The organism is Streptomyces sp. NPDC053541 (assembly GCF_044544705.1).
Classification (GTDB): Bacteria; Actinomycetota; Actinomycetes; order Streptomycetales; family Streptomycetaceae; genus Streptomyces.
The window spans coordinates 231,989-255,096 of record NZ_JBITXM010000002.1 but is presented as its reverse complement, the minus strand read 5'-3'; the positions used below and the strand labels follow the sequence as shown (position 1 = coordinate 255,096).

At 73.5% G+C, this 23,108-nt stretch carries 18 protein-coding genes; 11 read left to right on the top strand and 7 right to left on the bottom strand.

Annotated features, from left to right (window positions below; translation table 11 throughout):
* The first annotated feature begins 26 nt into the window (after nucleotides 1-26).
* Nucleotides 27-1,163 carry a C40 family peptidase gene (locus ACIGW2_RS05300; RefSeq protein WP_399841216.1) on the top strand — a complete coding sequence of 379 codons (1,137 nt, stop codon included), beginning with the start codon at nucleotides 27-29 and terminating at the stop codon, nucleotides 1,161-1,163.
* On the opposite strand, the gene ACIGW2_RS05295 is transcribed toward ACIGW2_RS05300, so the two are convergent.
* Genes ACIGW2_RS05295 through ACIGW2_RS05275 form a run of 5 tightly spaced genes read right to left on the bottom strand, consistent with a single transcriptional unit; the run spans nucleotide 1,136 to nucleotide 7,046 of the window.
* Complete coding sequence (locus ACIGW2_RS05295; RefSeq protein ID WP_361579421.1) at nucleotides 1,136-2,371, bottom strand: styrene monooxygenase/indole monooxygenase family protein; 1,236 nt, start codon at nucleotides 2,369-2,371, stop codon at nucleotides 1,136-1,138. The genes ACIGW2_RS05300 and ACIGW2_RS05295 overlap by 28 nt on opposite strands.
* A gap of 47 nt (nucleotides 2,372-2,418) precedes the next feature.
* Entirely contained in the window at nucleotides 2,419-3,165 is a 747-nt protein-coding gene (locus ACIGW2_RS05290; protein ID WP_399841214.1) for a GTP-binding protein, read from the bottom strand.
* Nucleotides 3,146-3,559: a DUF742 domain-containing protein gene (locus ACIGW2_RS05285; RefSeq protein ID WP_356063957.1), complete on the bottom strand. Its 414-nt coding sequence runs from the start codon at nucleotides 3,557-3,559 to the stop codon at nucleotides 3,146-3,148. Before ACIGW2_RS05285 ends, ACIGW2_RS05290 begins: the two co-directional genes overlap by 20 nt.
* Nucleotides 3,556-4,047, bottom strand: coding sequence for a roadblock/LC7 domain-containing protein (locus ACIGW2_RS05280; protein WP_361579418.1), 492 nt, complete (start codon nucleotides 4,045-4,047; stop codon nucleotides 3,556-3,558). The genes ACIGW2_RS05285 and ACIGW2_RS05280 overlap by 4 nt, the downstream gene beginning before the upstream one ends.
* Nucleotides 4,044-7,046 (bottom strand): nitrate- and nitrite sensing domain-containing protein, encoded by a 3,003-nt coding sequence (locus ACIGW2_RS05275; RefSeq protein ID WP_399841212.1) that lies wholly within the window; start codon nucleotides 7,044-7,046, stop codon nucleotides 4,044-4,046. Before ACIGW2_RS05275 ends, ACIGW2_RS05280 begins: the two co-directional genes overlap by 4 nt.
* A gap of 384 nt (nucleotides 7,047-7,430) precedes the next feature.
* On the opposite strand from ACIGW2_RS05275, the gene ACIGW2_RS05270 reads away from it, so the two are divergent.
* Entirely contained in the window at nucleotides 7,431-8,243 is an 813-nt protein-coding gene (locus ACIGW2_RS05270; protein WP_399841209.1) for a hypothetical protein, read from the top strand.
* Between the two features lie 123 nt (nucleotides 8,244-8,366).
* Here the strand turns inward: ACIGW2_RS05270 and ACIGW2_RS05265 are convergent, their stop codons facing one another.
* Entirely contained in the window at nucleotides 8,367-8,852 is a 486-nt protein-coding gene (locus ACIGW2_RS05265) for a MarR family transcriptional regulator (protein WP_361579412.1), read from the bottom strand.
* Between the two features lie 236 nt (nucleotides 8,853-9,088).
* Here ACIGW2_RS05265 and ACIGW2_RS05260 point away from each other — a divergent pair, with 236 nt between their 5' ends.
* The 3 genes from ACIGW2_RS05260 to ACIGW2_RS05250 all read left to right on the top strand — a co-directional run bounded on the left by ACIGW2_RS05260 (nucleotide 9,089) and on the right by ACIGW2_RS05250 (nucleotide 12,374).
* Entirely contained in the window at nucleotides 9,089-9,931 is an 843-nt protein-coding gene (locus ACIGW2_RS05260) for a lysozyme (protein WP_361579410.1), read from the top strand.
* 223 nt (nucleotides 9,932-10,154) lie between these two features.
* On the top strand, nucleotides 10,155-11,066 hold the full coding sequence (locus tag ACIGW2_RS05255; RefSeq protein WP_399841204.1) for a lytic polysaccharide monooxygenase: 912 nt from the start codon (nucleotides 10,155-10,157) through the stop codon (nucleotides 11,064-11,066).
* 156 nt (nucleotides 11,067-11,222) lie between these two features.
* Nucleotides 11,223-12,374, top strand: coding sequence for a glutamate--cysteine ligase (locus ACIGW2_RS05250; RefSeq protein WP_391652502.1), 1,152 nt, complete (start codon nucleotides 11,223-11,225; stop codon nucleotides 12,372-12,374).
* A gap of 82 nt (nucleotides 12,375-12,456) precedes the next feature.
* Here ACIGW2_RS05250 and lon read toward each other — a convergent pair whose 3' ends face one another.
* A complete protein-coding gene (lon, locus tag ACIGW2_RS05245) occupies nucleotides 12,457-14,868 on the bottom strand; it encodes an endopeptidase La (protein ID WP_361579404.1) in 2,412 nt (803 codons plus the stop codon).
* A gap of 130 nt (nucleotides 14,869-14,998) precedes the next feature.
* Here lon and ACIGW2_RS05240 point away from each other — a divergent pair, with 130 nt between their 5' ends.
* The 6 genes from ACIGW2_RS05240 (at nucleotide 14,999) to ACIGW2_RS05215 (ending at nucleotide 23,085) form a co-directional block, all read left to right on the top strand.
* On the top strand, nucleotides 14,999-15,634 hold the full coding sequence (locus ACIGW2_RS05240) for a GNAT family N-acetyltransferase (RefSeq protein ID WP_399841199.1): 636 nt from the start codon (nucleotides 14,999-15,001) through the stop codon (nucleotides 15,632-15,634).
* A 50-nt stretch (nucleotides 15,635-15,684) separates the two neighbouring features.
* On the top strand, nucleotides 15,685-16,170 hold the full coding sequence (locus tag ACIGW2_RS05235) for a hypothetical protein (RefSeq protein ID WP_391652500.1): 486 nt from the start codon (nucleotides 15,685-15,687) through the stop codon (nucleotides 16,168-16,170).
* Between the two features lie 146 nt (nucleotides 16,171-16,316).
* The gene (locus tag ACIGW2_RS05230; protein WP_391652499.1) at nucleotides 16,317-17,015 is read left to right on the top strand and encodes a spermidine synthase; all 699 of its coding nucleotides are present in this window, start codon (nucleotides 16,317-16,319) and stop codon (nucleotides 17,013-17,015) included.
* Between the two features lie 60 nt (nucleotides 17,016-17,075).
* The gene (locus tag ACIGW2_RS05225) at nucleotides 17,076-17,813 is read left to right on the top strand and encodes a response regulator transcription factor (protein ID WP_265866529.1); all 738 of its coding nucleotides are present in this window, start codon (nucleotides 17,076-17,078) and stop codon (nucleotides 17,811-17,813) included.
* A gap of 119 nt (nucleotides 17,814-17,932) precedes the next feature.
* Nucleotides 17,933-18,985, top strand: coding sequence for a HAMP domain-containing sensor histidine kinase (locus tag ACIGW2_RS05220; protein WP_356064152.1), 1,053 nt, complete (start codon nucleotides 17,933-17,935; stop codon nucleotides 18,983-18,985).
* A 302-nt stretch (nucleotides 18,986-19,287) separates the two neighbouring features.
* Nucleotides 19,288-23,085, top strand: a complete 3,798-nt coding sequence (locus tag ACIGW2_RS05215; protein ID WP_361579395.1) for a multifunctional oxoglutarate decarboxylase/oxoglutarate dehydrogenase thiamine pyrophosphate-binding subunit/dihydrolipoyllysine-residue succinyltransferase subunit — start codon at nucleotides 19,288-19,290, stop codon at nucleotides 23,083-23,085.
* Nucleotides 23,086-23,108 lie beyond the last annotated feature (23 nt).

Sequence of the window (23,108 nt, the reverse complement as noted above, 5' to 3'; positions counted from 1 at the left end):
ATCATCATCCTCCTGGAGGTGGTGACGTGCCGGGACGACTGTTGCGCACGGTCTGTACGGGAGCGCTGGCCGGGGCCCTCGCCCTCGCCGCGCCGGCCGCCGCCGCGCCCGCCGACCCCACCGGCTCCGTCGGTGGGCTGCTCACCCGGCTGCGCACGCTCTACCAGGAGACCGAGCGCGCCACGGAGGCCTACAACGCGGCCGACGAGGCCCTGCGGAAGCAGGCCGCCGACACCCGCCGCACCGGCGCCGAGCTCGCCGCCGCGCGCGCCGCCCTGCAGCGCGGGCGGGACGAGGTGGGGCGGCTGGCGCGCCAGCAGTACCGCGGCCACGGCGAGCTCTCCCCGTACCTCGGACTGCTGCTCTCCGCCGACCCCGGCGAGGCCCTCGACCGGCGCAGGCTGCTCGCCCGGGCCGCCCGCGAGCGGGCCGCCGCCGTCACCCGGCTGCAGGCCGCCGAGAAGAAGGCCGACGCGCTCGCCCGGACCTCCCGCACCGCCCTGGAGCGCCGCACCGCGCTCCTCGGCGGCCGGAAGAAGCAGAAGGAGGCGGTCGAGGCGAAGCTGCGCGAGGTCGAGCGGCTGCTCGCCGGCCTCTCCCCCGAGCAGCTCGCCGGTCTCGCCTCCCTGGAGAGCCGGCAGACCGCCGGCGCGCAGAGCGCCCTGCTGGGCTCCGGAGCCCTCGACGGCACCCGCACCCCCTCGGAGGCCGGCGCCGAGGCGCTGCGCTTCGCGGTCGGGCAGATCGGCAAGCCGTACGAGTGGGGCGCGGAGGGCCCCGACACGTACGACTGCTCCGGCCTGACCCAGCGGGCCTGGGCGGCGGCCGGCCGGGAGATCCCCCGCACCAGCCAGGAGCAGTGGGCGACCCTCCCGCACGTCTCCCTGTCCGAGCTGCGCCCCGGCGACCTGGTCGTCTACTTCCCCGAGGCCACCCACGTCGCCCTCTACCTGGGCGACGGCATGGTCGTGCACGCGCCGCGCCCCGGCGCCCGGATCAAGGTCTCCCCGATCGCCGCCAACCCGCTGCTCGGCGCGGTCCGCCCGGACCCGGGGGCACCGGCCGTGGAGACGTTCGCGCCGCCCGAGCTCCCGGCGGGAGCCACGGACGGCGCGGACGAGGGGTTCGCGGGGACTCAGGCCCCGGAGACCGAGGCCAGGTAGGCCGCCGTCTTCTCCGGCTCGAAGAAGAAGTGGTCGAAGTCGGACGGGTCGTCGAAGCCGTTGGCGAACCGGTCGGCGACCGGCTGCAGCTGTCCGGCCGCACCGATCAGGTCGAGCACGTGCGCCGGCGGGGCGCCGAGCATCGCGTTCGTCCACCGGGTGACGTGCCGGGCGGTCTCCCAGTAGCGGTCGAAGGTGGCCCGCATCCACTCCTCGTCGAAGGGGCGGTCGCCGTGCTCGACGATGGCGTCCAGGTAGACGGCGGCGCACTTGGCCGCCGAGTTGGAGCCCTGGCCGGTGATCGGGTCGTTGGCCACGACCACGTCGGCGACGCCGAGCACCAGGCCGCCGCCCGGGAGGTGCCCGACGGGGTGGCGCACGGTCGGCGCGTAACGGCCCGCCAGCGTGCCGCCCGCGTCGGTCAGTTCGACCTTGGTGGCCCGCGCGTACTCCCAGGGCGTGAACTTCTCCATCAGCTCCAGCGTGAGCGCCAGATGGTCCGCCGGGTCCTTGACGCCCCGGAAGGCGTCGACCGGGCCGCCCGGGATGCCCTCCCAGAAGAGGATGTCGGCGCGGCCCGAGGTGGTGAGGGTCGGCATCACGAACAGCTCGCCGACGCCCGGCACCAGGTTGCAGCGCACCGCGTCGAAGTCGGGGTGCTCGGGGCGCGGGCCGAGCCCGTGCACATAGGCGACGGCGAGCGCGCGCTGCGGCTCGGCGTACGGGGAACGCTCGGCGTCCCGGCCGAACATCGACACCAGCTCGCCCTTGCCGGCGGCGACGAGGACCAGGTCGTAGCCGCGGGCGAAGTAGTCCAGGTCGCCGACCGCCGCGCCGTGGATGACCAGCTGGCCGCCGCGCTGGGCGAAGGTCTCCATCCAGCCGGCCATCTTGATCCGCTGGTCGACCGACTGCGCGAAGCCGTCGAGCTTCCCGACCCAGTCGATCACGCGCTCGGAGGCCGGGCCTGCGACGGAGACGCCGAGGCCCTCGATGCGCGGGGCCTGCGACTCCCAGAAGTTGAGGCCGAGGTCGCGCTCGTGGCCGAGCGCGGTGTCGAACATGCACTGGGTGGACATGACCCGCCCGGCGCGGATCTCGTCCGCCGTCCGGTTCGACATCAGGGTGACTTCGTAGCCCTTCGACTGCAGTCCGAGGGCGAGCTGGAGACCGGACTGGCCGGCGCCGACTATCAGTATCTTCCGCATGGGCGACCTTGGGGAGGGGGTGTGCTGGAGGGGGGAACGCCGAGGGGTTACTCGGGGGTGGCCTCGAGGGCGTGCTCGACCATCGCGAGCAGGGTCTCGACCACGCTGTACCGCTTGCGCGCGTCCATGATCAGGACGGGTACGTGGTCGGGCACCGTGAGCGCGTCCCGGACGTCCGCCTCCTCGAAGCGCTCGGTGCCCTCGAAGTGGTTGACCGCCACGATGTACGGCAGCCCGCAGCTCTCGAAGTAGTCGAGCGCGGGGAAGCAGTCGGTCAGCCGGCGGGTGTCGGCCATGACGACGGCGCCGATCGCACCGCGCACCAGGTCGTCCCACATGAACCAGAAGCGCTGCTGCCCCGGCGTGCCGAAGACGTACAGCACCAGGTCGTCGTCGAGCGTGATCCGCCCGAAGTCCATGGCGACCGTGGTGGTCAGCTTGTCCGGGGTGGCGGTGAGGTCGTCGGTCTCCTCGCTCGCCCGGGTCATCAGCGCCTCGGTCTGGAGCGGGGTGATCTCCGAGACCGCGCGGACGAAGGTGGTCTTGCCGACGCCGAGACCGCCCGCGATGACGACCTTGGTCGCGATCGGGGCGCGGGTGTGGTCCAGCTGCCAGTCCCGGGCACCGTCCTCGGGGTCGGGGACGGGGTCGGAGACCTCGGCTTCGGGACCGGGCGTGGAGTCGGCCACGGACGCGGGCACGGCGCCGGTCGCGGGGGCGGGCACGGGGGCCTCGGCCGCCGGCTGGGCCGGGATTCCGGCGAGGGCCGGCGATTCAGAGACGGCGGAGTCCACTCAGCACCCTTTCGAGCAGTGCGCGGTCGGGCTGGCCGGTGCCGTGACCGGTCCCGTACACACGGATCTTTCCCTGGTCGGCCAGGTCGCTGAGCAGCACCCGGACGACACCCAACGGCATCTTCAGAAGGGCCGATATCTCCGCCACCGTCCGCATCCGGCGGCAGATCTCGACGATGGCCCGCATCTCCGGCATCAGCCCGCGGGCGGCCTTGCCGCCGTCCGTGAGGACCTTCCGGCCCGGCGCGGCCTCCAGGGCGGCCACGAAGGTCTCCACCAGGAGGACGTGGCCGAAGCGGGTGCGGCCGCCGGTGAGCGAGTACGGGCGGACCCGGGAGGGGCGGCGCCCCTCCCCCCGTATCGGCAGCCGGTGGGCCGGGGAGGCGGCGGTCACTGCGCGCTCTCCGTGGACCGGGCGGACTTGGCCAGTTCGCTGCGCAGTTCGGGCGTGAGGACGTGGCCGGCGCGGCCGACGAAGAGCGCCATGTGGTACGCGACGACGCTCATGTCGCAGTCGGGCGTGGCGTGCACGCCGAGCAGCGAGCCGTCGCTGATCGACATCACGAAGACGCTGCCCTCCTCCATCGCGACCATGGTCTGCTTGACCCCGCCGCCGTCCATCAGCCGGGCGGCGCCGACGGTGAGGCTGCCGATGCCCGAGACGATGGTGGCGAGGTCGGCGCTGGAGCCGCGCGGCCCGTCGGCCCGGTCGCCCGCGGGCGGCCCGGCCTGGACGTCGGGGTCCGACGAGAGCAGGAGCAGGCCGTCGGAGGAGACCACGGCGACGGAGCGGACGCCCGGCACCTCCTCGACCAGGTTGCCCAGCAGCCACTGCAGGTTGCGGGCCTCGCTGCTCAGTCCGAATGTTCCGGTCGCAGTCAACTGCGTGCCTCCTCGACTGTGTCCCCCGTCTTCTCCTCGGTACGGCTTGCGTCGGCGGCGCGGATCTCCGCCGCGACGTCGCGGCGGCCGTTCTCGGCTCCTCGCTGGAAGCCGCCCAGGCGCCTGCGCAGCGCCTCGGCGTCCACGCCGCCGCGGCGTATCGGCGCGGCGGGGGCCCCGGCCTGCCGCACGGTGCGCGGGGTGCGCTTGGGGAGTCCCTTGTCGGTGACCCGCTCCCACTGCCCGGACCGCGGCCCGGGCGTCTGCGCGGGCTCGGGCTCCTGCTCCGGCGCGGCTGCCTGGGCGGGCACCTGGGCGTAGCCCTGCTCCGGCGCGGGCGCGGGAGCGGGCGCGGGCGCGGGAGCCGTGGGCTCGTCGGTGACGCGCTCGTGCGCGTCCGGCTCCTGCGGCGGGACCGGCAGACGCACCTGGAGGGTGGTCTCGGAGACGGACTCGCCGGGGGCGGGCGCGGGCTCGGGCGCGAGCGGGGTCTCGGGTACGGACGCGGGCTCGGGTACGGACGCGGGCTCGGGCGCCGCCGGGGCCGGGGCTGCCTCGGCCACGGGCGCGGACTCAGCCAGGAGCCCGGGGTCCGTCACGGGCGCGGGGTCTGCCAGGGGCCCGGGGTCGGTCACGGGCGCGGGGTCCGTCACGGGCGCGGGGTCCGGAAGAGGCGGCTCCGCCTCCGCTCGGGCGATGGCCCGCTCCGCCGCCTCGACCAGCGGGTCGCGGTGCGAGGGCAGGGTGTTGGAGTTCGCCTCGGCGACCGAGCCCGGCAGGGTCACCACGGGGCCCTGACCGCCACCCGCGAGGGTGACCGTCGGCGGCACGGTGGCCGGCGGGGCCGAGGGCAGCAGCGCCAGCGGGAGGACCACGACGGCGGTGGTGCCGCCCTGGGTGTGCTCGCGCAGCTCGACCCGTACGCCGTGGCGCGCGGCGAGCAGCGCGGTGACCCGGATGCCCAGGCCCTCGCCGTCCGCGCCGGCGGGGGCGCCGGGGTCGGCGAGCCGGGCGTTGAGCTCGGCGGTCCGGGCGGCGGAGATGCCGATGCCGCCGTCCTGGACGGAGAGCATGACCTCGCCGGACTCCAGGAGCCAGCCGGAGAGCTGGACCTGGGTGTCGGGCGGCGAGAAGGAGGTGGCGTTCTCCAGGAGTTCGGCGATCAGGTGGCTGAGGTCGTCCGCGGCGAAGCCGGCCACGTGCGCGTGCGGCGGCAGCGACTGGATGCTGACCCGCTCGTAGCGCTCGATCTCGCTGACGGCGGCGCGCAGCACGTCGACCAGCGGCACCGGGCCGGGGTGCCCGTGGTGGTGCTCGTGCCCGGCGAGGACCAGCAGGTTCTCGCTGTGCCGGCGCATGACGGTGGCCATGTGGTCGAGCTTGAAGAGGGTGGCGAGCCGGTCCGGGTCCTGCTCGCGCTCCTCCAGCTTCTCGATGACCCCGAGCTGCCGCTCGACCAGGCCGAGGCTGCGCAGCGAGAGGTTGACGAAGGTGTGCTGGACGGTGCCGCGCAGCCGCTCCAGTTCGGCGGTGAGCAGCGCGTTCTGCCCCTGGAGCTCGGCGCGCTGGGCGGCCAGCTCGGCGGCGACGGCCTCGCGGGCGGCGGCCAGTTCGGCGCGCTCGCCGTCCAGCGCCCCGACCCGGGCGGACAGCTCGGCGAGCCGGGCCTGGAGGGTGTTGAGGGACCGTACGACCTGGGCGAACTCGTCGTTGCGCCCGGTGAAGCGGATCGGCCCTGCCGCGTCCTCCGGCACCTCTCCCGGCCCGGCCGCGGTGGCGAGCCGGGCGGCGCCGATGCGGAGCACGGCGAGCGGGCGGGTCATGGAGCGGGCGACGTACGTGGCGATGCCGACGGCGACGAGCAGACAGCCGCCGAGGAACGCAATGCGGACCTCCAGCGCGGTGACGTCGTCGTCCCGGAGCCCGGAGAGGCGCTCGACGCGCTGGGCGGCGAGCGTGGACTCGACCCCGCGCATCTGCTCGATGCGGGCGGAGAGCGCCGCGTCCAGCTTGGCCGGGTCGGTGTCGAGCTCGGACTCGGAGAGCTCGGGCCGGTCGGTGAGCCGGGCGAGGTAGCGCTCGGCGCTCTTGACGTCGGGGCCGGTGACGGTGGCGGCGAGCGAGTCGCGGGCCGGGGTGGTGGCGGCCTGGTCGAAGTCGGCGAGCGCGGCGAGTTCGCGGACCCGGGCCTGCTGGGCGGCGGCGGTGAGCGCGTTGCGGGTGCGCTCGGCCTCCTCCGCGCCCTCGGGCCGGTCGGTGACGTACGTGCCGGTGACCGGGTCGTAGTGGGTGGTGCCGCCGGACTCGGGGCGCGGGACGGCGAGCGCGGCGAGCAGCAGCCCGCGCTCGGCGGAGGCCTGCTCGGTGGCGCGGCCGAGGGCGGCGGGGGCGCGCAGGGCCTCGGCGGCGCGGGCCGGGGTGCGCTCGGCGAGCGCGTCGGCGAGCGCCTGGAGCTTGGCGATGACGTCGGTGTAGGCCTTGTGGGCCTCCAGGGCGCTGCCCTTGCCGGTGAGCGCGGTGCGGCGGACGGAGGGAACGCCGGCCAGGTCGCGGCGCAGTTCGGCGGGGGCGGCGGCGCGGATCTCCTCGATCTGGCGGTCGACCCGGGCCGAGCGGGCCTCGGTGATCCGGCGCTTGTCCTTGGCGCTGCCGGTCTGCTCGTCGCGGCCGGCGGCGATGTAGGCGACGACCTCGTCGCGCTCGTCGGAGAGCGAGTGGGCGAGGGTGACGGCCTGGCGGTCGAGCTCGGCGAGGGCGACCAGCTCGACGGACTCGTCGAGGTCGGCGGAGGCGGTGAGGACCATGGGGGCGCCGGCGGCGAGCACGGTGACGCCGACCAGGGCGACTCCGGCGAAGAGCCGGCTGCGGACCCGCTTGGCGCGCCCGGCCGGGGCCTGGTCGCCGGCGGCCGCCGGGCTCGCGGGCAGCCCGGGGTTCTGCGGGTCACCGGGGGTCTGGCTCCGCGCGCCGTTGTTGCTCCGAGGCCGCTTCTTCTGCACCGGTGCTCGCATCCTTGACTCGTCCGCCCATGAAGCAGAGGTGACGACCGGTCACATGTAAGAGCCCCCACCCCTGGTGTGTCTTCCGACCATTTCAGCGGTTCTGGTCAGGGGACTCGCATCGGCCGCTCCGCCACCCGAACGAGTGAACAACACTCCCGAGTTGGCGAACAACTCCCGCCCGCGGGCGCGGGGGCGCCGGGGCCGCGGCCGGTTGGATCTTCCGCGCGGGCTTTGGCAGGATGCCCGCCCGCAGCTTCCCGGAGCCTTCACCTCCGGTCCCCCGGACCCGTCAGGCGCCGTTGGTACAGGCCATTTTCGGGCGTTTGGAGGCGGTGTGAAGGAAGGATGCAGGCGGGGCGCCCGCGGGGCAGACTGGCGATCATGCGCATGGAAGCCGCCACCCTGCCCGGCAGTCCCGAACGCCCCAATGAGGACTGGGTGGCCGCAGCTCTGCCCGCCCTGGGGGCGGGCGGGACGGTCGTGGTCCTGGACGGGGTGACGCCCCCGGCGGGCGAGGACGGTTGTGTGCACGGGGTGCCGTGGTTCACCGCGCGGCTCGGCGGCGCTTTGACGGAACTGTCCGCTTCGCGGCGCGATCTGACGCTGGCCGGGATCCTCTCCTTGGCAATCCGGCGCACCGCGGACGCCCACCGGAACACCTGTGACCTTTCTCACGTCCGCACCCCGCAGGCGACGGTGGCCATGGCGCGCTGGGACGAGGAGGTCGTGGAGCACCTCGTGCTGTCCGACGCGGCGCTGCTCCTCGCCGCCCCGGACGGCTCGGTCCGCGCGGTCCTCGACGACCGGCTCGACCGGGTGCCGGCCGAGACCCGCCGCTCGCTCGCGGCGACGGACCGGCTGCGCAACGTGGAGGGCGGCTTCTTCACGGCCGCCGCCGACCCCTCGGTCGCCGCGCGTGCGGTGACCGGCACGAGCCCGCGCCGGGCGGTACGGGCGGTGGCGGCGCTCAGCGACGGCGCCACCCGCTGGGTGGAGCTCTTCGGGGCCGGCGACTGGTCGGGCCTCTGCGCGGTCCTCGACCGCGAGGGCCCGCACGGCCTGCTGCGCCGGGTCCGCGCCCTGGAGACGGCGGACAGGACGGCGGGCGGCACGCACCGCTGGAAGGTCCACGACGACGCGACGGCGGCGTACGCGGTTCTTTCCGAGGGCCCGGTTCGCCTCCGGGGCGCCTGAGCCGGACCCACAGCGCCGTGCGTGCTCGCCCCCTCGCTCCTCGGGGACTGCGCGCGCCCGTCGCTGTTCCCCCGGCGCGCCCCTTCGGCTCACTCGCCCTGCTCCGGGCCGGCAGGCGGAGGGCTAGCCCTCCGCCGCGCGGACGTTGAAGTGGTGCAGCAGCCGGGCCAGTTCCGCGACCTCGGCGCGGTCCCAGTCGGCGAGCTTGCGGACGTACCGCTCGCGGCGGGCGTCGCGGACGTGCCGGAAGCGACCCTGGCCCTCCTCGGTGAGCCGGACGAGGGAGGCGCGGCCGTCGGCGGGGTCGGGGTCGCGGGCGACCAGGCCGAGCTCCTCCAGGGCGCGCAGCTGGCGGCTCATCGTGGCCTTGCCGACGCCGAAGTAGCCCGCCAGGTCGGTGGCGCGCTGGGGGCCGGCGTCGTCGAGCCGGACGAAGAGTCCGTAGGCGGCGGGCTCCAGTTCGGGGTGGACCTCGCGGGCCATCTCGCCGGACTGGGCGCGGGCCCGGCGCAGAAAGACCGCCAGTTCGCGTTCCAGGGCGAGGAATTCCTGGTCCACACCACTCCCGCTGCCGGGCCCGGGTTCACTCCCCGTACCGCTTCCGTGCACGTCAGCACCCCTCGTGCGCTTTCCGCTCGCTGAAAGTTTCTTACGGCGGCGGCCATCGCCGCAGCTCTTTCAGTATTTCGCAGGCGTAGACCAACGGCAGCCGCCGGGCCCTCTTCCGCCGGGCGGGTCTACGTGCGTAGCGTCGTCCCCGGCGACACCGTATGACATGTCCGCGCCAGCTTTGACGCGGGCCGCTCCGTTCTGGTTCCCCCCGCCGAGTCCTCGGAGGCACCCCGATGCGTGTGCACAGATCCGGCACGACCCTCACCGGCGCCGCCCTCGCGGCCCTCGCCCTCACCCTCCCCCTCACCCTCTCCGGCACCGCGAGCGCCGCGCCGGACCCCGACTCCAAGACCGCCAAGCAGGTCCCGGCCCGCGGCTCCGCCTACATGGGCATGGGCGTGATCGCGCACGACGGGCAGGGCCCGACCGGCGGCGTCTCGATCCAGGCCGTGCAGACCGAGGGCGTGGACGTCTCCAGCCACCAGGGGAACGTCGCCTGGTCGACGCTGTGGAACAGCGGCGTGAAGTGGGCCTACGTCAAGGCGACGGAGGGCACGTACTACAAGAACCCGTACTTCGCGCAGCAGTACAACGGCTCGTACAACGTGGGCATGATCCGCGGCTCGTACCACTTCGCCACACCGGACACCACGACGGGCGCGGCGCAGGCCGACTACTTCGTGAACAACGGCGGCGGCTGGTCGAGGGACGGCAAGACGCTGCCGGGCGCGCTGGACATCGAGTGGAACCCGTACGGCGCCACCTGCTACGGCAAGACCCAGTCCGGGATGGTCGCCTGGATCCGCGACTTCGTGAACCGCTACAAGTACCGCACCGGCCGCGACCCGGTGATCTACACGGCCACCAGCTGGTGGAAGCAGTGCACCGGCAACTACGGCGGCTTCGCCACCACCAACCCGCTGTGGATCGCGCGGTACGCCTCCGAGGTCGGCGAGCTCCCGGCCGGCTGGACCTACTACACGATGTGGCAGTACACCTCGTCCGGCCCGACGGTCGGCGACCACAACCACTTCAACGGAGACCTCTCGCGGGTGCAGGCGCTCGCGAACGGCTGACGGAGCCGCCGGAACGTTCCTCCGGCGCACGGCGGGGCCTCGGGTGCGGCGGCACCCCGGGCCCCGCCGTTCTCGTACCGCCAGGTAGCTTCGCTCACCCTCTTGCCCATTGGTATGGACCAATGCGACCCTCGGGTCCGGCACGAAGGAGCCGCAACTCCCCCGTGCCGCAGGCCTGTTGCTCGTCCCGTCCTCCCCCACGCACGAGAGAGAGCTCCCCCGCATGCCCCGCATCACGACCTCCCGCACCCGTCGCACCCGCCGCGCCGCCGCGCTGACCGCCGCCGGTGCCGCCGCCCTCGTCTCCCTCACCCCCACCGCCGCGCAGGCCCACGGCGCCGTGTTCAACCCGGTCAGCCGGATCGCGGCCTGTTACGCCGAGGGGCCGGAGACCCCCAAGTCCCAGGTGTGCAAGGACCTCGTCGCCGACTCGGGCACCCAGCCGCTCTACGACTGGAACGAGGTCAACATCGCCAACGCCGACGGCAACCACCGGGCCCTGATCCCGGACGGCAAGCTGTGCTCGGCCAACCGCGAGAAGTACCGCGCGCTCGACTGGGCCCGCACCGACTGGCCCGCCACGGCGGTCAGCCCCGGCCCCTTCGGCTTCAAGGTCCGCGTCACCGCCCCGCACTCCGGCACGATGACGATGTACATCACCAAGCAGGGCTTCGACCCGACCCAGCCGCTGAAGTGGTCCGACCTGGACAGCACCCCGGCCGCCGTGTACGCCACCACCCGCACCTCGACCGACGGCTACTACGCCTTCAACGGCACCCTGCCCTCCCGCACCGGCCGCCACATCGTCTACATGGTCTGGCAGCGCAACGACAGTCCCGAGGCCTTCTACAGCTGCTCGGACGTCACCTTCGGCACCGCGGCGGCCACGGCCGGGACGGCCACCGCGGCCAGGACCACCGCCGAGGCCCCGACCGAGGCCGAGATCGCCGACGGCGCCGCGCTCTCCACGGTCAGCCACGCGGGCCACGGCGGCGACGAGCAGCCCCCGGCCCTCTCCGCCGAGTCCGCGGCCGCCCCGGCCTCCCCGCTCCCCCTCGCCCTGGCCGGCGCGGGCGCCCTCGCCGCCTTCGGCGCGGGCAGCGTGCTCGTCGCACGCCGCCGCGGCGGGAACTAGGGCGTTCCCCGGGGGCCCGGCTCCGGGCGCGTCTGTCGATTTCGCGCCATCCGTACCGACACGGGTGGGAGTGACTGCTTCCGTGGACAGGGTTCAGGAAAGCTCTGTTCGAACGGCCGTCAGCGCACGGCGTCCGACCGCCAAGGAGAGCACTCCATGCGGAAGCAGCAGCCGTGGGACTACCACCGCGGAGAAGGATCGCGCACGTTCGGCGTGGAGGAGGAACTCCTCCTCGTCGACCCCGGTACCGGGGTCCCCCGGCCGCTCTCCGGTGCCGTCACCGAGATCGCGGCCTGGCACGCCGACCTGAGGCGGCGGACCGACCGGGTCGAGCCGGCCAAGCCCGAACTGTTCTGCGAGATGCTGGAGATCGGCACGGTGCCGTGCCTCACCTCCGCCGAGCTCGACGAGCAGCTGCGCCAGGCCAGGACCGCCGCCGCGGCCGCCGCCAAGGAGGCGGGCGCGGCGGTGGCGGCGCTGGCGACCGCGCCGGTGCGCTTCGACCCGCTGCTCAATCCGGCCGACCGCTACCGGCGCATCGAGGACCGGTTCGCCCGGCTCGTCGACGACAAGCTCACCTGCGCGTGTCACGTGCACGTCCACCTGTCCTCCGCCGAGGAGGGCGTCGGGGTGCTCGACCGGCTGCGGCCGTGGCTCGCCCCGCTGCTCGCGCTCAGCGCCAACTCCCCGTACTGGCAGGGCCGGGACACCGGCTACGCGAGCTGGCGCCACCAGCTGTGGTCGCGCTGGCCGATGAGCGGCCCGAGCGAGCTGTACGGGGACGTCGACACGTACGAGGAGACCACCCGGGCGATGCTGGCGAGCGAGGTGCTCGTGGACGACCACATGGTCTACTTCGACGCCCGCCTCTCGCGCCGCTACCCGACCCTGGAGGTGCGGGTCGGCGACGTCTGCCAGCACGTCGAGGACGCCCTGCTCCTGGCCGTCCTGGTCCGGGCCCTGGTGGAGACCGAGGCCCGGTCCTGGCGGGCGGGCGAGCAGGCCGACCCGGTGCCGACCGCGGTGCTGCGGCTCGCCTCGTGGCGGGCCAGCCGCTACGGCCTGGGCGGCGAACTGCTGCACCCGCGGACCTGGGAGCCGGCCCCGGCGGCCGAGGTGCTCCAGGCCCTGGTCGACCACGTCACCCCGGCCCTGCGGGCCTGCGGCGACCTGGAGCCGGCCGTGCGCGGGGTGGCGCAGCTGCTCGCCCGGGGCACGGGCGCGGACCTCCAGCGGGCCGCCTACGACCGGTCCGTGGGCCTGGGCTCGGTGGTCACCGACGCCGTGCGCCGCACCGTGCCCGTGTAGCCGCGGGCTCGGCCGCCGGGTGCGGCACGGCGGCGGGGCGCCCTCCGAACGGGAGGGCGCCCCACCGCCGCTTGCTGCCGCGTCAGGCCGCCACGCCCACCGCGACCTCGGCCGGGGCCAGGGCGATCTCCAGGACCTGGCGGACGTCCGTCACCGGGTGGACGTCCAGCTTGTCCAGGATCTCGGCGGGGACGTCGTCGAGGTCCGGCTCGTTCCGCTTGGGGATCACGACGGTCGTGATCCCCGCGCGGTGGGCGGCGAGCAGCTTCTGCTTCAGGCCGCCGATCGGCAGGACCCGGCCGGTGAGGGAGACCTCGCCGGTCATCGCGACGTCCGTGCGCACCTGCCGGCCGCTGAGCAGCGAGGCGAGGGCGGTGGTCATCGTGATGCCCGCGCTCGGACCGTCCTTCGGGACCGCGCCCGCCGGGAAGTGGATGTGCACGCCGCGGTCCTTGAGGCCGGTGACGGGCAGCTCCAGCTCCGCGCCGTGCGAGCGGAGGAAGGAGAGCGCGATCTGCGCGGACTCCTTCATCACGTCGCCCAGCTGACCGGTGAGGGTCAGTCCGGCCGCGCCGGTCTCCGGGTCGGCCAGCGAGGCCTCGACGAAGAGGACGTCGCCGCCGGCGCCGGTGACGGCGAGGCCGGTGGCCACGCCGGGCACCGAGGTGCGGCGCTCGGCCGGGTCCTGGGCGGACTCGGGCACGTGGTGCGGACGCCCGATCAGACCGCGCAGGTCGTCCGCGCCGAGCGTGGCCGGCAGCTCCCGCTCGCCCAGCTCGTGCTGGGCGGCCACCTTGCGCAGCAGCCGGGCGATCGAGCGCTCCAGGGTGCGGACGCCCGCCTCCCGGGTGTACTCGCCGGCGAGCTTGCGCAGCGCCGGCTCCTCCAGGACGACCTCGCCCTCGGCCAGGCCGGCCCGCTCCAGCTGCCGGGGCAGCAGGTGGTCGCGGGCGATGACGACCTTCTCGTCCTCGGTGTAGCCGTCGAGGCGGACCAGCTCCATGCGGTCGAGCAGGGCCTCCGGGATGGCCTCCAGGACGTTCGCCGTGGCCAGGAAGACCACGTCGCTCAGGTCGAGCTCGACCTCCAGGTAGTGGTCGCGGAAGGTGTGGTTCTGCGCCGGGTCGAGGACTTCGAGCAGGGCGGCCGCCGGGTCGCCCCGGAAGTCGGAGCCGACCTTGTCGATCTCGTCGAGCAGCACCACCGGGTTCATGGACCCGGCCTCCTTGATCGCCCGGACGATCCGGCCGGGCAGCGCGCCCACGTAGGTGCGCCGGTGGCCGCGGATCTCCGCCTCGTCCCGGACGCCGCCGAGGGCGACCCGGACGAACTTGCGGCCCATCGCGTGCGCGACGGACTCGCCGAGCGAGGTCTTGCCGACGCCGGGCGGGCCGACGAGGGCGAGGACGGCGCCGCCGCGCCGGCCGCCGACCACGCCGAGGCCGCGCTCGGCCCGGCGCTTGCGGACGGCCAGGTATTCGGTGATGCGCTCCTTCACGTCCTCCAGGCCGGCGTGCTCGGCGTCCAGGACGGCCTGGGCGCCGGGGATGTCGTACCGGTCCTCGGTCCGCTCGTTCCACGGCAGTTCGAGCACGGTGTCCAGCCAGGTGCGGATCCAGGAGCCCTCCGGGGACTGGTCGCTGGACCGCTCCAGCTTCTCGACCTCCTTGAGGGCCGCCTCGCGGACCTTCTCCGGCAGGTCGGCGGCCTCCACCCGGGCGCGGTAGTCGTCGGTCTCGTCCGCCTCGCCCTCGCCGTTGAGCTCGCGCAGCTCCTTGCGGACGGCCTCCAGCTGACGCCTCAGCAGGAACTCGCGCTGCTGCTTGTCGACGCCCTCCTGGACGTCCTTGGCGATGGTCTCGGCGACGTCCTGCTCGGCCAGGTGGTCGCGCAGCTGCGCGGTGGCGAGCTTCAGCCGGGCGACCGGGTCGGCGGTCTCCAGGAGCGCGAGCTTCTGCTCGACGGTGAGGAAGGGCGAGTATCCCGCGTTGTCGGCGAGGGCGCCGACGCCCTCGATCTGCTGGACACGGTCGACGACCTGCCAGGCGCCGCGCTTGCGCAGCCAGCTGGTGGCCAGCGCCTTGTACTCCTTGACCAGCTCGGTCACGGAGCCGGGCAGCGGGTCGGGCAGCGTCTCCTCGACGAGCGTGCCCTCGACCCACAGGGCGCCGCCGGGGCCGGTGGTGCCGGCGCCGATGCGGACCCGGCCGCGGGCGCGGATGAGCGCGCCGGGGTCGCCGTCGGACAGGCGGCCGACCTGCTCGACGGTGCCGAGCACGCCGATCCCGGCGTAGGTGCCCTCGACCCGGGGCACGAGCAGCACCCGCGGCTTGCCCGGGCCGCCGCGCGCGGCGGCCTGCGCGGCCTCGACCGCGGCCCGCACGTCGTTGTCGGAGAGGTCAAGCGGCACCACCATTCCGGGCAGCACGACCTCGTCGTCGAGCGGCAGTACGGGCAGAGCGATCGACGCGGACGCCTTGGACTCAGAAGCCATGATCTCCCCTTCGGCAGTCAAGTTGAGCTATGTGCACTCAATGCATGTGCGCCGCCGAATGTTCCCCGACGCCTGTTCGCTCTGAGCGATCAGGCCTCCGCAGCCCGTGAACAGGGTCTGTAATGCCCTCATGGATATCGCAGCCATTACATCGGCCTGGGTGGCCGGCTGGACCGTCTCCCGGGGCACCCCGCCCGCCGTCGTCGAGCCCTGGGGCTACCGGATCGACGTGGGACTGCCCGGACACGTCTTCCGCCACGTGCTGCCGCACCCGGACGCGGTGTCCGTGGGCAAGCTGTGCGCGGGGATCACCGAGCCGGGCGCCTGGCTGAAGGTGATGGCGGCGCCCGAGGAGGTGGCGCCCTGGATCGGCGAGGGCTGGACGGTCCCGGACGACCCCGGCTTCATGATGACCAAGCGGCTCGACCCCTCGGTCCGGCCCGCCCCGCCCGAGGGCTACGCGCGCACCACCGAGACCCGCGACGGGGTGATCCGGGTCCGCATCCTCGCGCCCGACGGCACCCTCGCCGCCCGTGGCCAGATCGCGCCGACCGGCGCGACGGCCGTCGCCGACCAGATAGAGACCGACCCGGCCCACCGGAGGCGCGGGCTCGGGGCCAACGTGATGCGCACCCTGGAGGCGGCAGCCGCCCAGGCCGGCGCCGAGACCGGGGTCCTGGCGGCGACCACGGACGGCATGGCGCTCTACGACTCCCTGGACTGGTACCACCGGGGCCCGCTCACCGGCATCGTCCGCACCGCCTGAACCGCGTGTTCCGGCTGCGGACCACCCCGGAGTGCGGGCATGCTCGGGCCATGGAGCACGTGAAGCGGTACGGAGCGGCGGCGGTGCTCGCCGCGGTCGTGGTCGTCACCGGCTGCGCCCAGGCCCCCGCGGCGCCCCCGGACGGCTCGGGCACGTCGAGCACCGCGCCCCGGGAGGAGCGGCCGGCGCCCCGGGAGGACCTGGTCGAGGTGGTCGTCAGCGGCGGCTTCGCGGGCGTGCGCAACAAGCTGGTCGTCCGGTACGACGGCTCCTGGACCCTCACCAAGGGCACCGGCGAGCCCACCACCGGCCGGATGACCCCGGAGGGGGTGGCCGCGCTCCGCGCCGCCCTGGAGGACCCGGCCTTCGCCAAGGTCCCGGACCGCCCCTCCGGCCGCCCGGTCGCCGACGGATTCGAGTACGCCGTCACGTACGCCCACCGGCTCGTCCTCACCCGCGACGGCGAGGAGCGCCCGCCCGCGCTCCAGCGGGTCTTCGACGCCCTCCCGGACGGCGGGCCGCCGACCGCGCCCTGAGTCGGCCGCCCCACGCGCGCGTGGTTCCCCGACGGACCAGGAACCGCCCCGCGGCCTCCCCCGTTCGTTAAGCGTTTGTCCCGGCCGCCCGCCGTTCCCGAGGATGGCCGGGACGCGACACGTACGCATCGAGCCAGGGAGTGAGCATGACCAGCCCCGTCACCCTCGACCGCCGCGAGGGACCGTACGGAGAGGTCGTCCTGCGCCGCCGGGACGCGGAGGACGGCAGCACCCACTACGAGATCATCGCCAACGGCACGTTCCTCATGGACACCTCCGACGGGCGCTCGGAACGGCTGCTGGTCGACGCGGCGATGGACGCCCTGCCCGAGCCGCGGCGGCCGGGCGCCTCCGTCCTGATCGGCGGCCTCGGCGTGGGCTTCTCGCTGGCGCACGCCGCCGCGGACCCGCGCTGGGGGCGGATCGCGGTCGCCGAGCGCGAGGAGGCGATCATCGACTGGCACCGGCAGGGCCCGCTGGCCGGCGTGTCCGGCGCGGCGCTCGCCGACCCGCGCACCGTGATCCTGCACACGGACCTGGTGGAGTACGTCCGCACGTCCCCCGACACCTACGACGCGCTCTGCCTGGACATCGACAACGGGCCGGACTGGACGGTCACCGAGGACAACGAATCCCTTTATTCCGCCGAGGGTTTGGCGGCCTGCGCGGCCCGCCTGAAGCCGGGCGGAATCCTCGCCGTGTGGTCCGCGCAGCCCTCCGCCGATTTCGAAGGGTCATTGCGGAATGCCGGATTCAGCGGGGTACGGACCGAAGAGATCCCCGTTGCCCGGGGCGTCCCGGACGTGGTCCACCTCGCCGTCCGCCCCGCCGGATCGCCTGCGTAGCCTTGACGGCGCCGGTGCCTCTAGGCTGCTGCACCGATGTTGGCGACGCGAGGCGGGGCAATGGAGCAGACACACACCACGAACCACGGTGCGGCGACGACTCCGGGGGCCCAGCGCCGCGTTCTCGTCGTCGAGGACGACGCCACGATCGTGGAGGCGATCTCCGCCCGGCTGCGGGCCGAGGGCTTCCTGGTGCAGACCGCGACCGACGGCCCGGCGGCCGTGGACGCCGCCGAGGCGTGGCAGCCGGACCTGATGGTCCTCGACGTGATGCTGCCCGGCTTCGACGGCCTGGAGGTGTGCCGCCGGGTGCAGGCCCAGCGCCCCGTGCCGGTGCTGATGCTCACCGCCCGGGACGACGAGACGGACATGCTGGTCGGCCTCGGCGTCGGCGCCGACGACTACATGACGAAGCCGTTCTCCATGCGCGAACTGGCCGCCCGGGTGCACGTGCTGCTGCGCCGGGTCGAGCGGGCCGCGCTCGCCGCCGTCACCCCGCGCAGCGGGATCCTGCGGCTCGGCGAGCTGGAGATCGACCACGCGCAGCGCCGGGTCCGGGTCCGCGCCGAGGACGTGCACCTGACGCCCACCGAGTTCGACCTGCTCGTCTGCCTGGCGAACACCCCGCGCGCGGTGCTCTCCCGCGAGCAGCTGCTCGCCGAGGTGTGGGACTGGGCGGACGCCTCCGGCACCCGGACCGTGGACTCCCACATCAAGGCGCTGCGCCGGAAGATCGGCGCCGAGCGGATCCGTACGGTCCACGGCGTCGGATACGCCCTGGAGACCCCGGCGCCGTGAGCCGGCGGGGGCCCAGGGGGCCGGAGGGAGCAGAGCCACCGCAAGGGCCGGGCCCGGTGGAACCGCCCGGCGGCCCCGCGGGCCCGCCCGCGCGGCACCGGGAGCGCCGCCGGCACCGGATAGCGATCTCGATCAAGACGAAGCTGGGCGCCCTGGTCGTCGGGGCGGTCCTGCTGACCTCGGGCCTCGCCCTGGTGGCGATCCGCACCTCGACCGAGTTCCGCTACATCACGATCTTCGCGATGATCGCGACCCTGCTGATCACCCAGTTCGTCGCGCAGTCGCTGACCGCGCCGCTGGACGAGATGAACCACGTCGCGGGCTCGATCTCGCGCGGCGACTTCAGCCGCCGGGTGAGCGGCGCCGGCCGCCGCGACGAGCTGGGCGACCTGGCCACCACGATCAACCGCATGGCGGACGACCTGGAGGCCGTGGACCGGCACCGCAAGGAGCTGGTCGCCAATGTCTCGCACGAGCTGCGCACCCCCATCGCCGCGCTGCGGGCGCTCCTGGAGAACGTCGTGGACGGCGTCTCCGAGGCCGACCCGGAGACCATGCGGACGGCCCTGAAGCAGACCGAGCGGCTCGGCCGGCTGGTGGAGACGCTGCTCGACCTGTCACGGCTCGACAACGGTGTCGTCACGCTCCGGCGGACCCGCTTCGAGGTGTGGCCGTATCTGTCCGGGGTGCTGCGCGAGGCCAATCTGGCCGCCTCCCAGCGCGGCCTGTCCTCCACCTCGGGCCTGCACCGGCGCACCGACGTGCACCTCCACCTGGACGTCTCCCCGCCCGAGCTGACCGCGCACGCGGACGCCGAGCGGCTGCACCAGGTGATGGCCAACCTGATCGACAACGCGGTCAAGCACTCCCCGCCGCACGGCCGGGTCACCCTGCGCGCCCGGCGCGGCCCCTGCCCCGACTCGCTGCTCCTGGAGGTCGAGGACGAGGGCCCCGGCATCCCGGAGTCGGAGCGGCACAAGGTCTTCGAGCGCTTCAACCGGGGCACGGCCCCGGCGCAGCAGGGCCCCGGCAGCGACGGCGGCACCGGTCTCGGCCTGGCGATCGCCCGCTGGGCGGTGGATCTGCACGGCGGTCACATCGGAGTGGCCGAATCGTCACGTGGATGCCGCATCCAGCTCACCCTTCCGGGCAGCTTTCCCCCCCGCGATTGACGTAGGGTTCGAACCGGAAGCTCTCGTTCTGCGTGTACCTGTACGACTGACCCGCTCGGGATTCGTACAGGTGGCGGGCGGAACCGGTCAGGGGTGCGGTCCACGGGGCCGCAGCCACGGTTCTCCGTACCCTCACAGGACCGGAACCACGCTTGTTTCCCGCCATTCACGGCGGCGAAACACCGCGTCAAGTGTGACTTGCGCGACGTTGGACTGCCCGGCCTGCACCTCCAGGCCGGGGAGGCGTAGCCTTTATTTCCGCTGTCCATCACCTTGTGAAGCGGAAGAGGGCGGTTGCCGCCGTGTCGTCTCAGTCCCCCAGTACCCCGAGCTCCCCGACCCACCAAGACGGGCAGGGGAATTCCCCCGCCGCCGCCTTCGGTGCCAATGAGTGGCTCGTCGACGAGATCTACCAGCAGTACCTCCAGGACCCGAATTCGGTCGATCGTGCCTGGTGGGACTTCTTCGCCGACTACAAGCCCGGAGCGTCGGAGACCCCCGCCGCCCCGGCCGCCACCACTCCGGGCGCCTCCGCGCCGCAGACGGGCCCCGCACAGGCCGCGCCTGCCGCTCCGGCCGCCGCCGTGCCCGCCCCGGCCACCCCGGCCGCGGCCCCGGCCCCCGCCCCGGCGAAGCCCGCCGCCGCCGCTCCGGCCCCCGTGAAGGCCGCCCCGGCCGCTCCGGCCGCCGCCCCGGCGAAGCCGAAGGCCCAGGAGCCCGCCGAGGCCCCGGCCGGCCCCGAGCTGATCACCCTGCGCGGCCCGGCCGCCGCGGTCGCGAAGAACATGAACGCCTCGCTGGAGATGCCGACGGCCACGTCCGTCCGCGCCGTCCCGGTGAAGCTGCTCTTCGACAACCGGATCGTCATCAACAACCACCTCAAGCGCGCCCGGGGCGGGAAGATCTCCTTCACGCACCTGATCGGCTACGCGATGGTGCAGGCGATCAAGGCCATGCCGTCGATGAACTGGTCCTTCGCGGAGAAGGACGGCAAGCCGACCCTGGTCAAGCCGGAGCACGTGAACTTCGGCCTCGCGATCGACCTGGTGAAGCCCAACGGCGACCGCCAGCTCGTCGTCGCCGGCATCAAGAAGGCCGAGACCCTGAACTTCTTCGAGTTCTGGCAGGCCTACGAGGACATCGTCAAGCGGGCCCGCGTCGGCAAGCTGACGATGGAGGACTTCTCCGGCGTCACGGTCTCCCTGACCAACCCCGGCGGCCTCGGCACCGTCCACTCCGTGCCGCGTCTGATGCCCGGCCAGTCGGTCATCATGGGCGTCGGCTCGATGGACTACCCGGCCGAGTTCCAGGGCACCTCCCAGGACACCCTGAACAAGCTGGGCATCTCCAAGGTCATGACCCTGACCTCGACCTACGACCACCGGGTCATCCAGGGCGCGGCCTCCGGCGAGTTCCTGCGCATCGTCGCCAACCTCCTCCTCGGCGAGGACGGCTTCTACGACGACGTCTTCAAGTCGCTGCGCATCCCCTACGAGCCGGTCCGCTGGCTCAAGGACATCGACGCCTCGCACGACGACGACGTCACCAAGGCCGCCCGCGTCTTCGAGCTGATCCACTCCTACCGGGTCCGCGGCCACGTCATGGCCGACACCGACCCGCTGGAGTACAAGCAGCGCAAGCACCCCGACCTGGACATCACCGAGCACGGCCTCACCCTGTGGGACCTGGAGCGCGAGTTCGCGGTCGGCGGCTTCGCCGGCAAGTCGATGATGAAGCTCCGCGACATCCTCGGCGTGCTCCGCGACTCGTACTGCCGCACCACCGGCATCGAGTTCATGCACATCCAGGACCCGAAGCAGCGCAAGTGGATCCAGGACCGCGTCGAGCGTCCCCACGCGCGCGTGGAGCGCGAGGAGCAGCTGCGCATCCTGCGCCGGCTGAACGCGGCGGAGGCCTTCGAGACCTTCCTGCAGACCAAGTACGTCGGCCAGAAGCGCTTCTCGCTGGAGGGCGGCGAGTCCGTCATCCCGCTGCTCGACGCGGTCATCGACTCGGCGGCCGAGTCCCGCCTCGACGAGGTCGTCATCGGCATGGCCCACCGCGGCCGCCTGAACGTCCTCGCGAACATCGTCGGCAAGTCGTACGCGCAGATCTTCCGCGAGTTCGAGGGCAACCTCGACCCGAAGTCGATGCACGGCTCCGGCGACGTGAAGTACCACCTGGGCGCCGAGGGCACCTTCACCGGCCTGGACGGCGAGCAGATCAAGGTCTCCCTGGTCGCCAACCCCTCGCACCTGGAGGCGGTCGACCCGGTCCTGGAGGGCGTCGCCCGCGCCAAGCAGGACGTCATCAACAAGGGCGGCACGGACTTCACCGTCCTGCCGGTCGCCCTGCACGGCGACGCGGCCTTCGCGGGCCAGGGCGTCGTGGCCGAGACGCTGAACATGTCGCAGCTGCGCGGCTACCGCACCGGCGGCACGGTCCACATCGTCATCAACAACCAGGTCGGCTTCACCGCGGCCCCGGAGTCCTCGCGTTCCTCCATGTACGCCACGGACGTGGCCCGCATGATCGAGGCGCCGATCTTCCACGTGAACGGCGACGACCCGGAGGCCTGCGTCCGCGTGGCGCGGCTCGCCTTCGAGTTCCGCCAGACGTTCAACAAGGACGTCGTGATCGACCTCATCTGCTACCGCCGCCGCGGTCACAACGAGGGCGACAACCCGCAGTTCACCAACCCGCAGATGTACACCCTGATCGACAAGAAGCGTTCGGTGCGCAAGCTCTACACCGAGTCGCTGATCGGTCGCGGCGACATCACCCTGGAAGAGGCCGAGCAGGCCCTCCAGGACTTCCAGGGCCAGCTGGAGAAGGTCTTCGCGGAGGTCCGCGAGGCCACCTCGGCGCCGGCTCCGGCGCACGTCCCGGACCCGCAGCCGGAGTTCCCGGTCGCGGTGACCACCGCGGTCTCCCAGGAGGTCGTGAAGCGGATCGCCGAGTCGCAGGTCAACATCCCGGAGCGGGTCACGGTCCACCCGCGCCTGCTGCCGCAGCTGCAGCGCCGCGCGGCCTCGATCGACGACGGCACCATCGACTGGGGCTTCGGCGAGACCCTCGCCATCGGCTCCCTGCTGATGGAGGGCACCCCGGTCCGGCTGTCCGGCCAGGACTCCCGCCGCGGCACCTTCGGCCAGCGCCACGCGGTGCTCGTCGACCAGGAGACCGGCGAGGACTACACCCCGCTGCTCTACCTGGCCGAGGACCAGGCCCACTTCAACGTCTACGACTCGCTGCTCAGCGAGTACGCGGCGATGGGCTTCGAGTACGGCTACTCGCTGGCGCGGCCGGACTCCCTGGTCATCTGGGAGGCCCAGTTCGGTGACTTCGTCAACGGCGCGCAGACCGTCGTCGACGAGTTCATCTCCTCGGCCGAGCAGAAGTGGGGCCAGACCTCCGGCGTCACGCTGCTCCTGCCGCACGGCTACGAGGGCCAGGGCCCGGACCACTCGTCCGCGCGCCCGGAGCGCTTCCTCCAGATGTGCGCCCAGGACAACATGACGGTCGCCATGCCGACGCTGCCGTCGAACTACTTCCACCTGCTGCGCTGGCAGGTCCACAACCCGCACCACAAGCCGCTCATCGTCTTCACCCCGAAGTCGATGCTGCGCCTGAAGGCCGCGGCCTCGAAGGTGGAGGAGTTCACCACCGGCGGCTTCCGCCCGGTGATCGGCGACGACACGGTGAACCCGGCCGACGTCCGCAAGGTCGTCTTCTGCGCCGGCAAGGTCTACTACGACCTGGAGGCCGAGCGTCAGAAGCGCGGCGTCACGGACACCGCGATCATCCGTCTGGAGCGCCTGTACCCGCTGCCGGGTGCCGAGCTGCAGGCCGAGATCGCCAAGTACCCGAACGCCGAGAAGTACCTGTGGGCCCAGGAGGAGCCGGCGAACCAGGGTGCCTGGCCGTTCATCGCGCTCAACCTGATCGACCACCTGGACCTGGCGGTCGGCGCGGACATCCCGGCGGGCGAGCGCCTGCGCCGGATCTCCCGCCCGCACTCCTCGTCCCCGGCGGTCGGCTCCGCCAAGCGCCACCAGGCCGAGCAGGCGGCGCTGGTCGCGGAGGTCTTCGACGCCTGATCCAGGCGTACGAAGCGGCTCCA

What these genes read in the sequence shown, in the direction of transcription:
- ACIGW2_RS05255 (WP_399841204.1), top strand. Translation starts at nt 10,155, where the DNA reads ATGCCCCGCATCACGACCTCCCGCACCCGTCGCACCCGCCGCGCCGCC.
- ACIGW2_RS05270 (WP_399841209.1), top strand. Translation starts at nt 7,431, where the DNA reads ATGCGCATGGAAGCCGCCACCCTGCCCGGCAGTCCCGAACGCCCCAAT.
- ACIGW2_RS05235 (WP_391652500.1), top strand. Translation starts at nt 15,685, where the DNA reads ATGGAGCACGTGAAGCGGTACGGAGCGGCGGCGGTGCTCGCCGCGGTC.
- ACIGW2_RS05295 (WP_361579421.1), bottom strand. Translation starts at nt 2,371, where the DNA reads ATGCGGAAGATACTGATAGTCGGCGCCGGCCAGTCCGGTCTCCAGCTC.
- ACIGW2_RS05240 (WP_399841199.1), top strand. Translation starts at nt 14,999, where the DNA reads ATGGATATCGCAGCCATTACATCGGCCTGGGTGGCCGGCTGGACCGTC.
- lon (WP_361579404.1), bottom strand. Translation starts at nt 14,868, where the DNA reads ATGGCTTCTGAGTCCAAGGCGTCCGCGTCGATCGCTCTGCCCGTACTG.
- ACIGW2_RS05250 (WP_391652502.1), top strand. Translation starts at nt 11,223, where the DNA reads ATGCGGAAGCAGCAGCCGTGGGACTACCACCGCGGAGAAGGATCGCGC.
- ACIGW2_RS05230 (WP_391652499.1), top strand. Translation starts at nt 16,317, where the DNA reads ATGACCAGCCCCGTCACCCTCGACCGCCGCGAGGGACCGTACGGAGAG.
- ACIGW2_RS05225 (WP_265866529.1), top strand. Translation starts at nt 17,076, where the DNA reads ATGGAGCAGACACACACCACGAACCACGGTGCGGCGACGACTCCGGGG.
- ACIGW2_RS05260 (WP_361579410.1), top strand. Translation starts at nt 9,089, where the DNA reads ATGCGTGTGCACAGATCCGGCACGACCCTCACCGGCGCCGCCCTCGCG.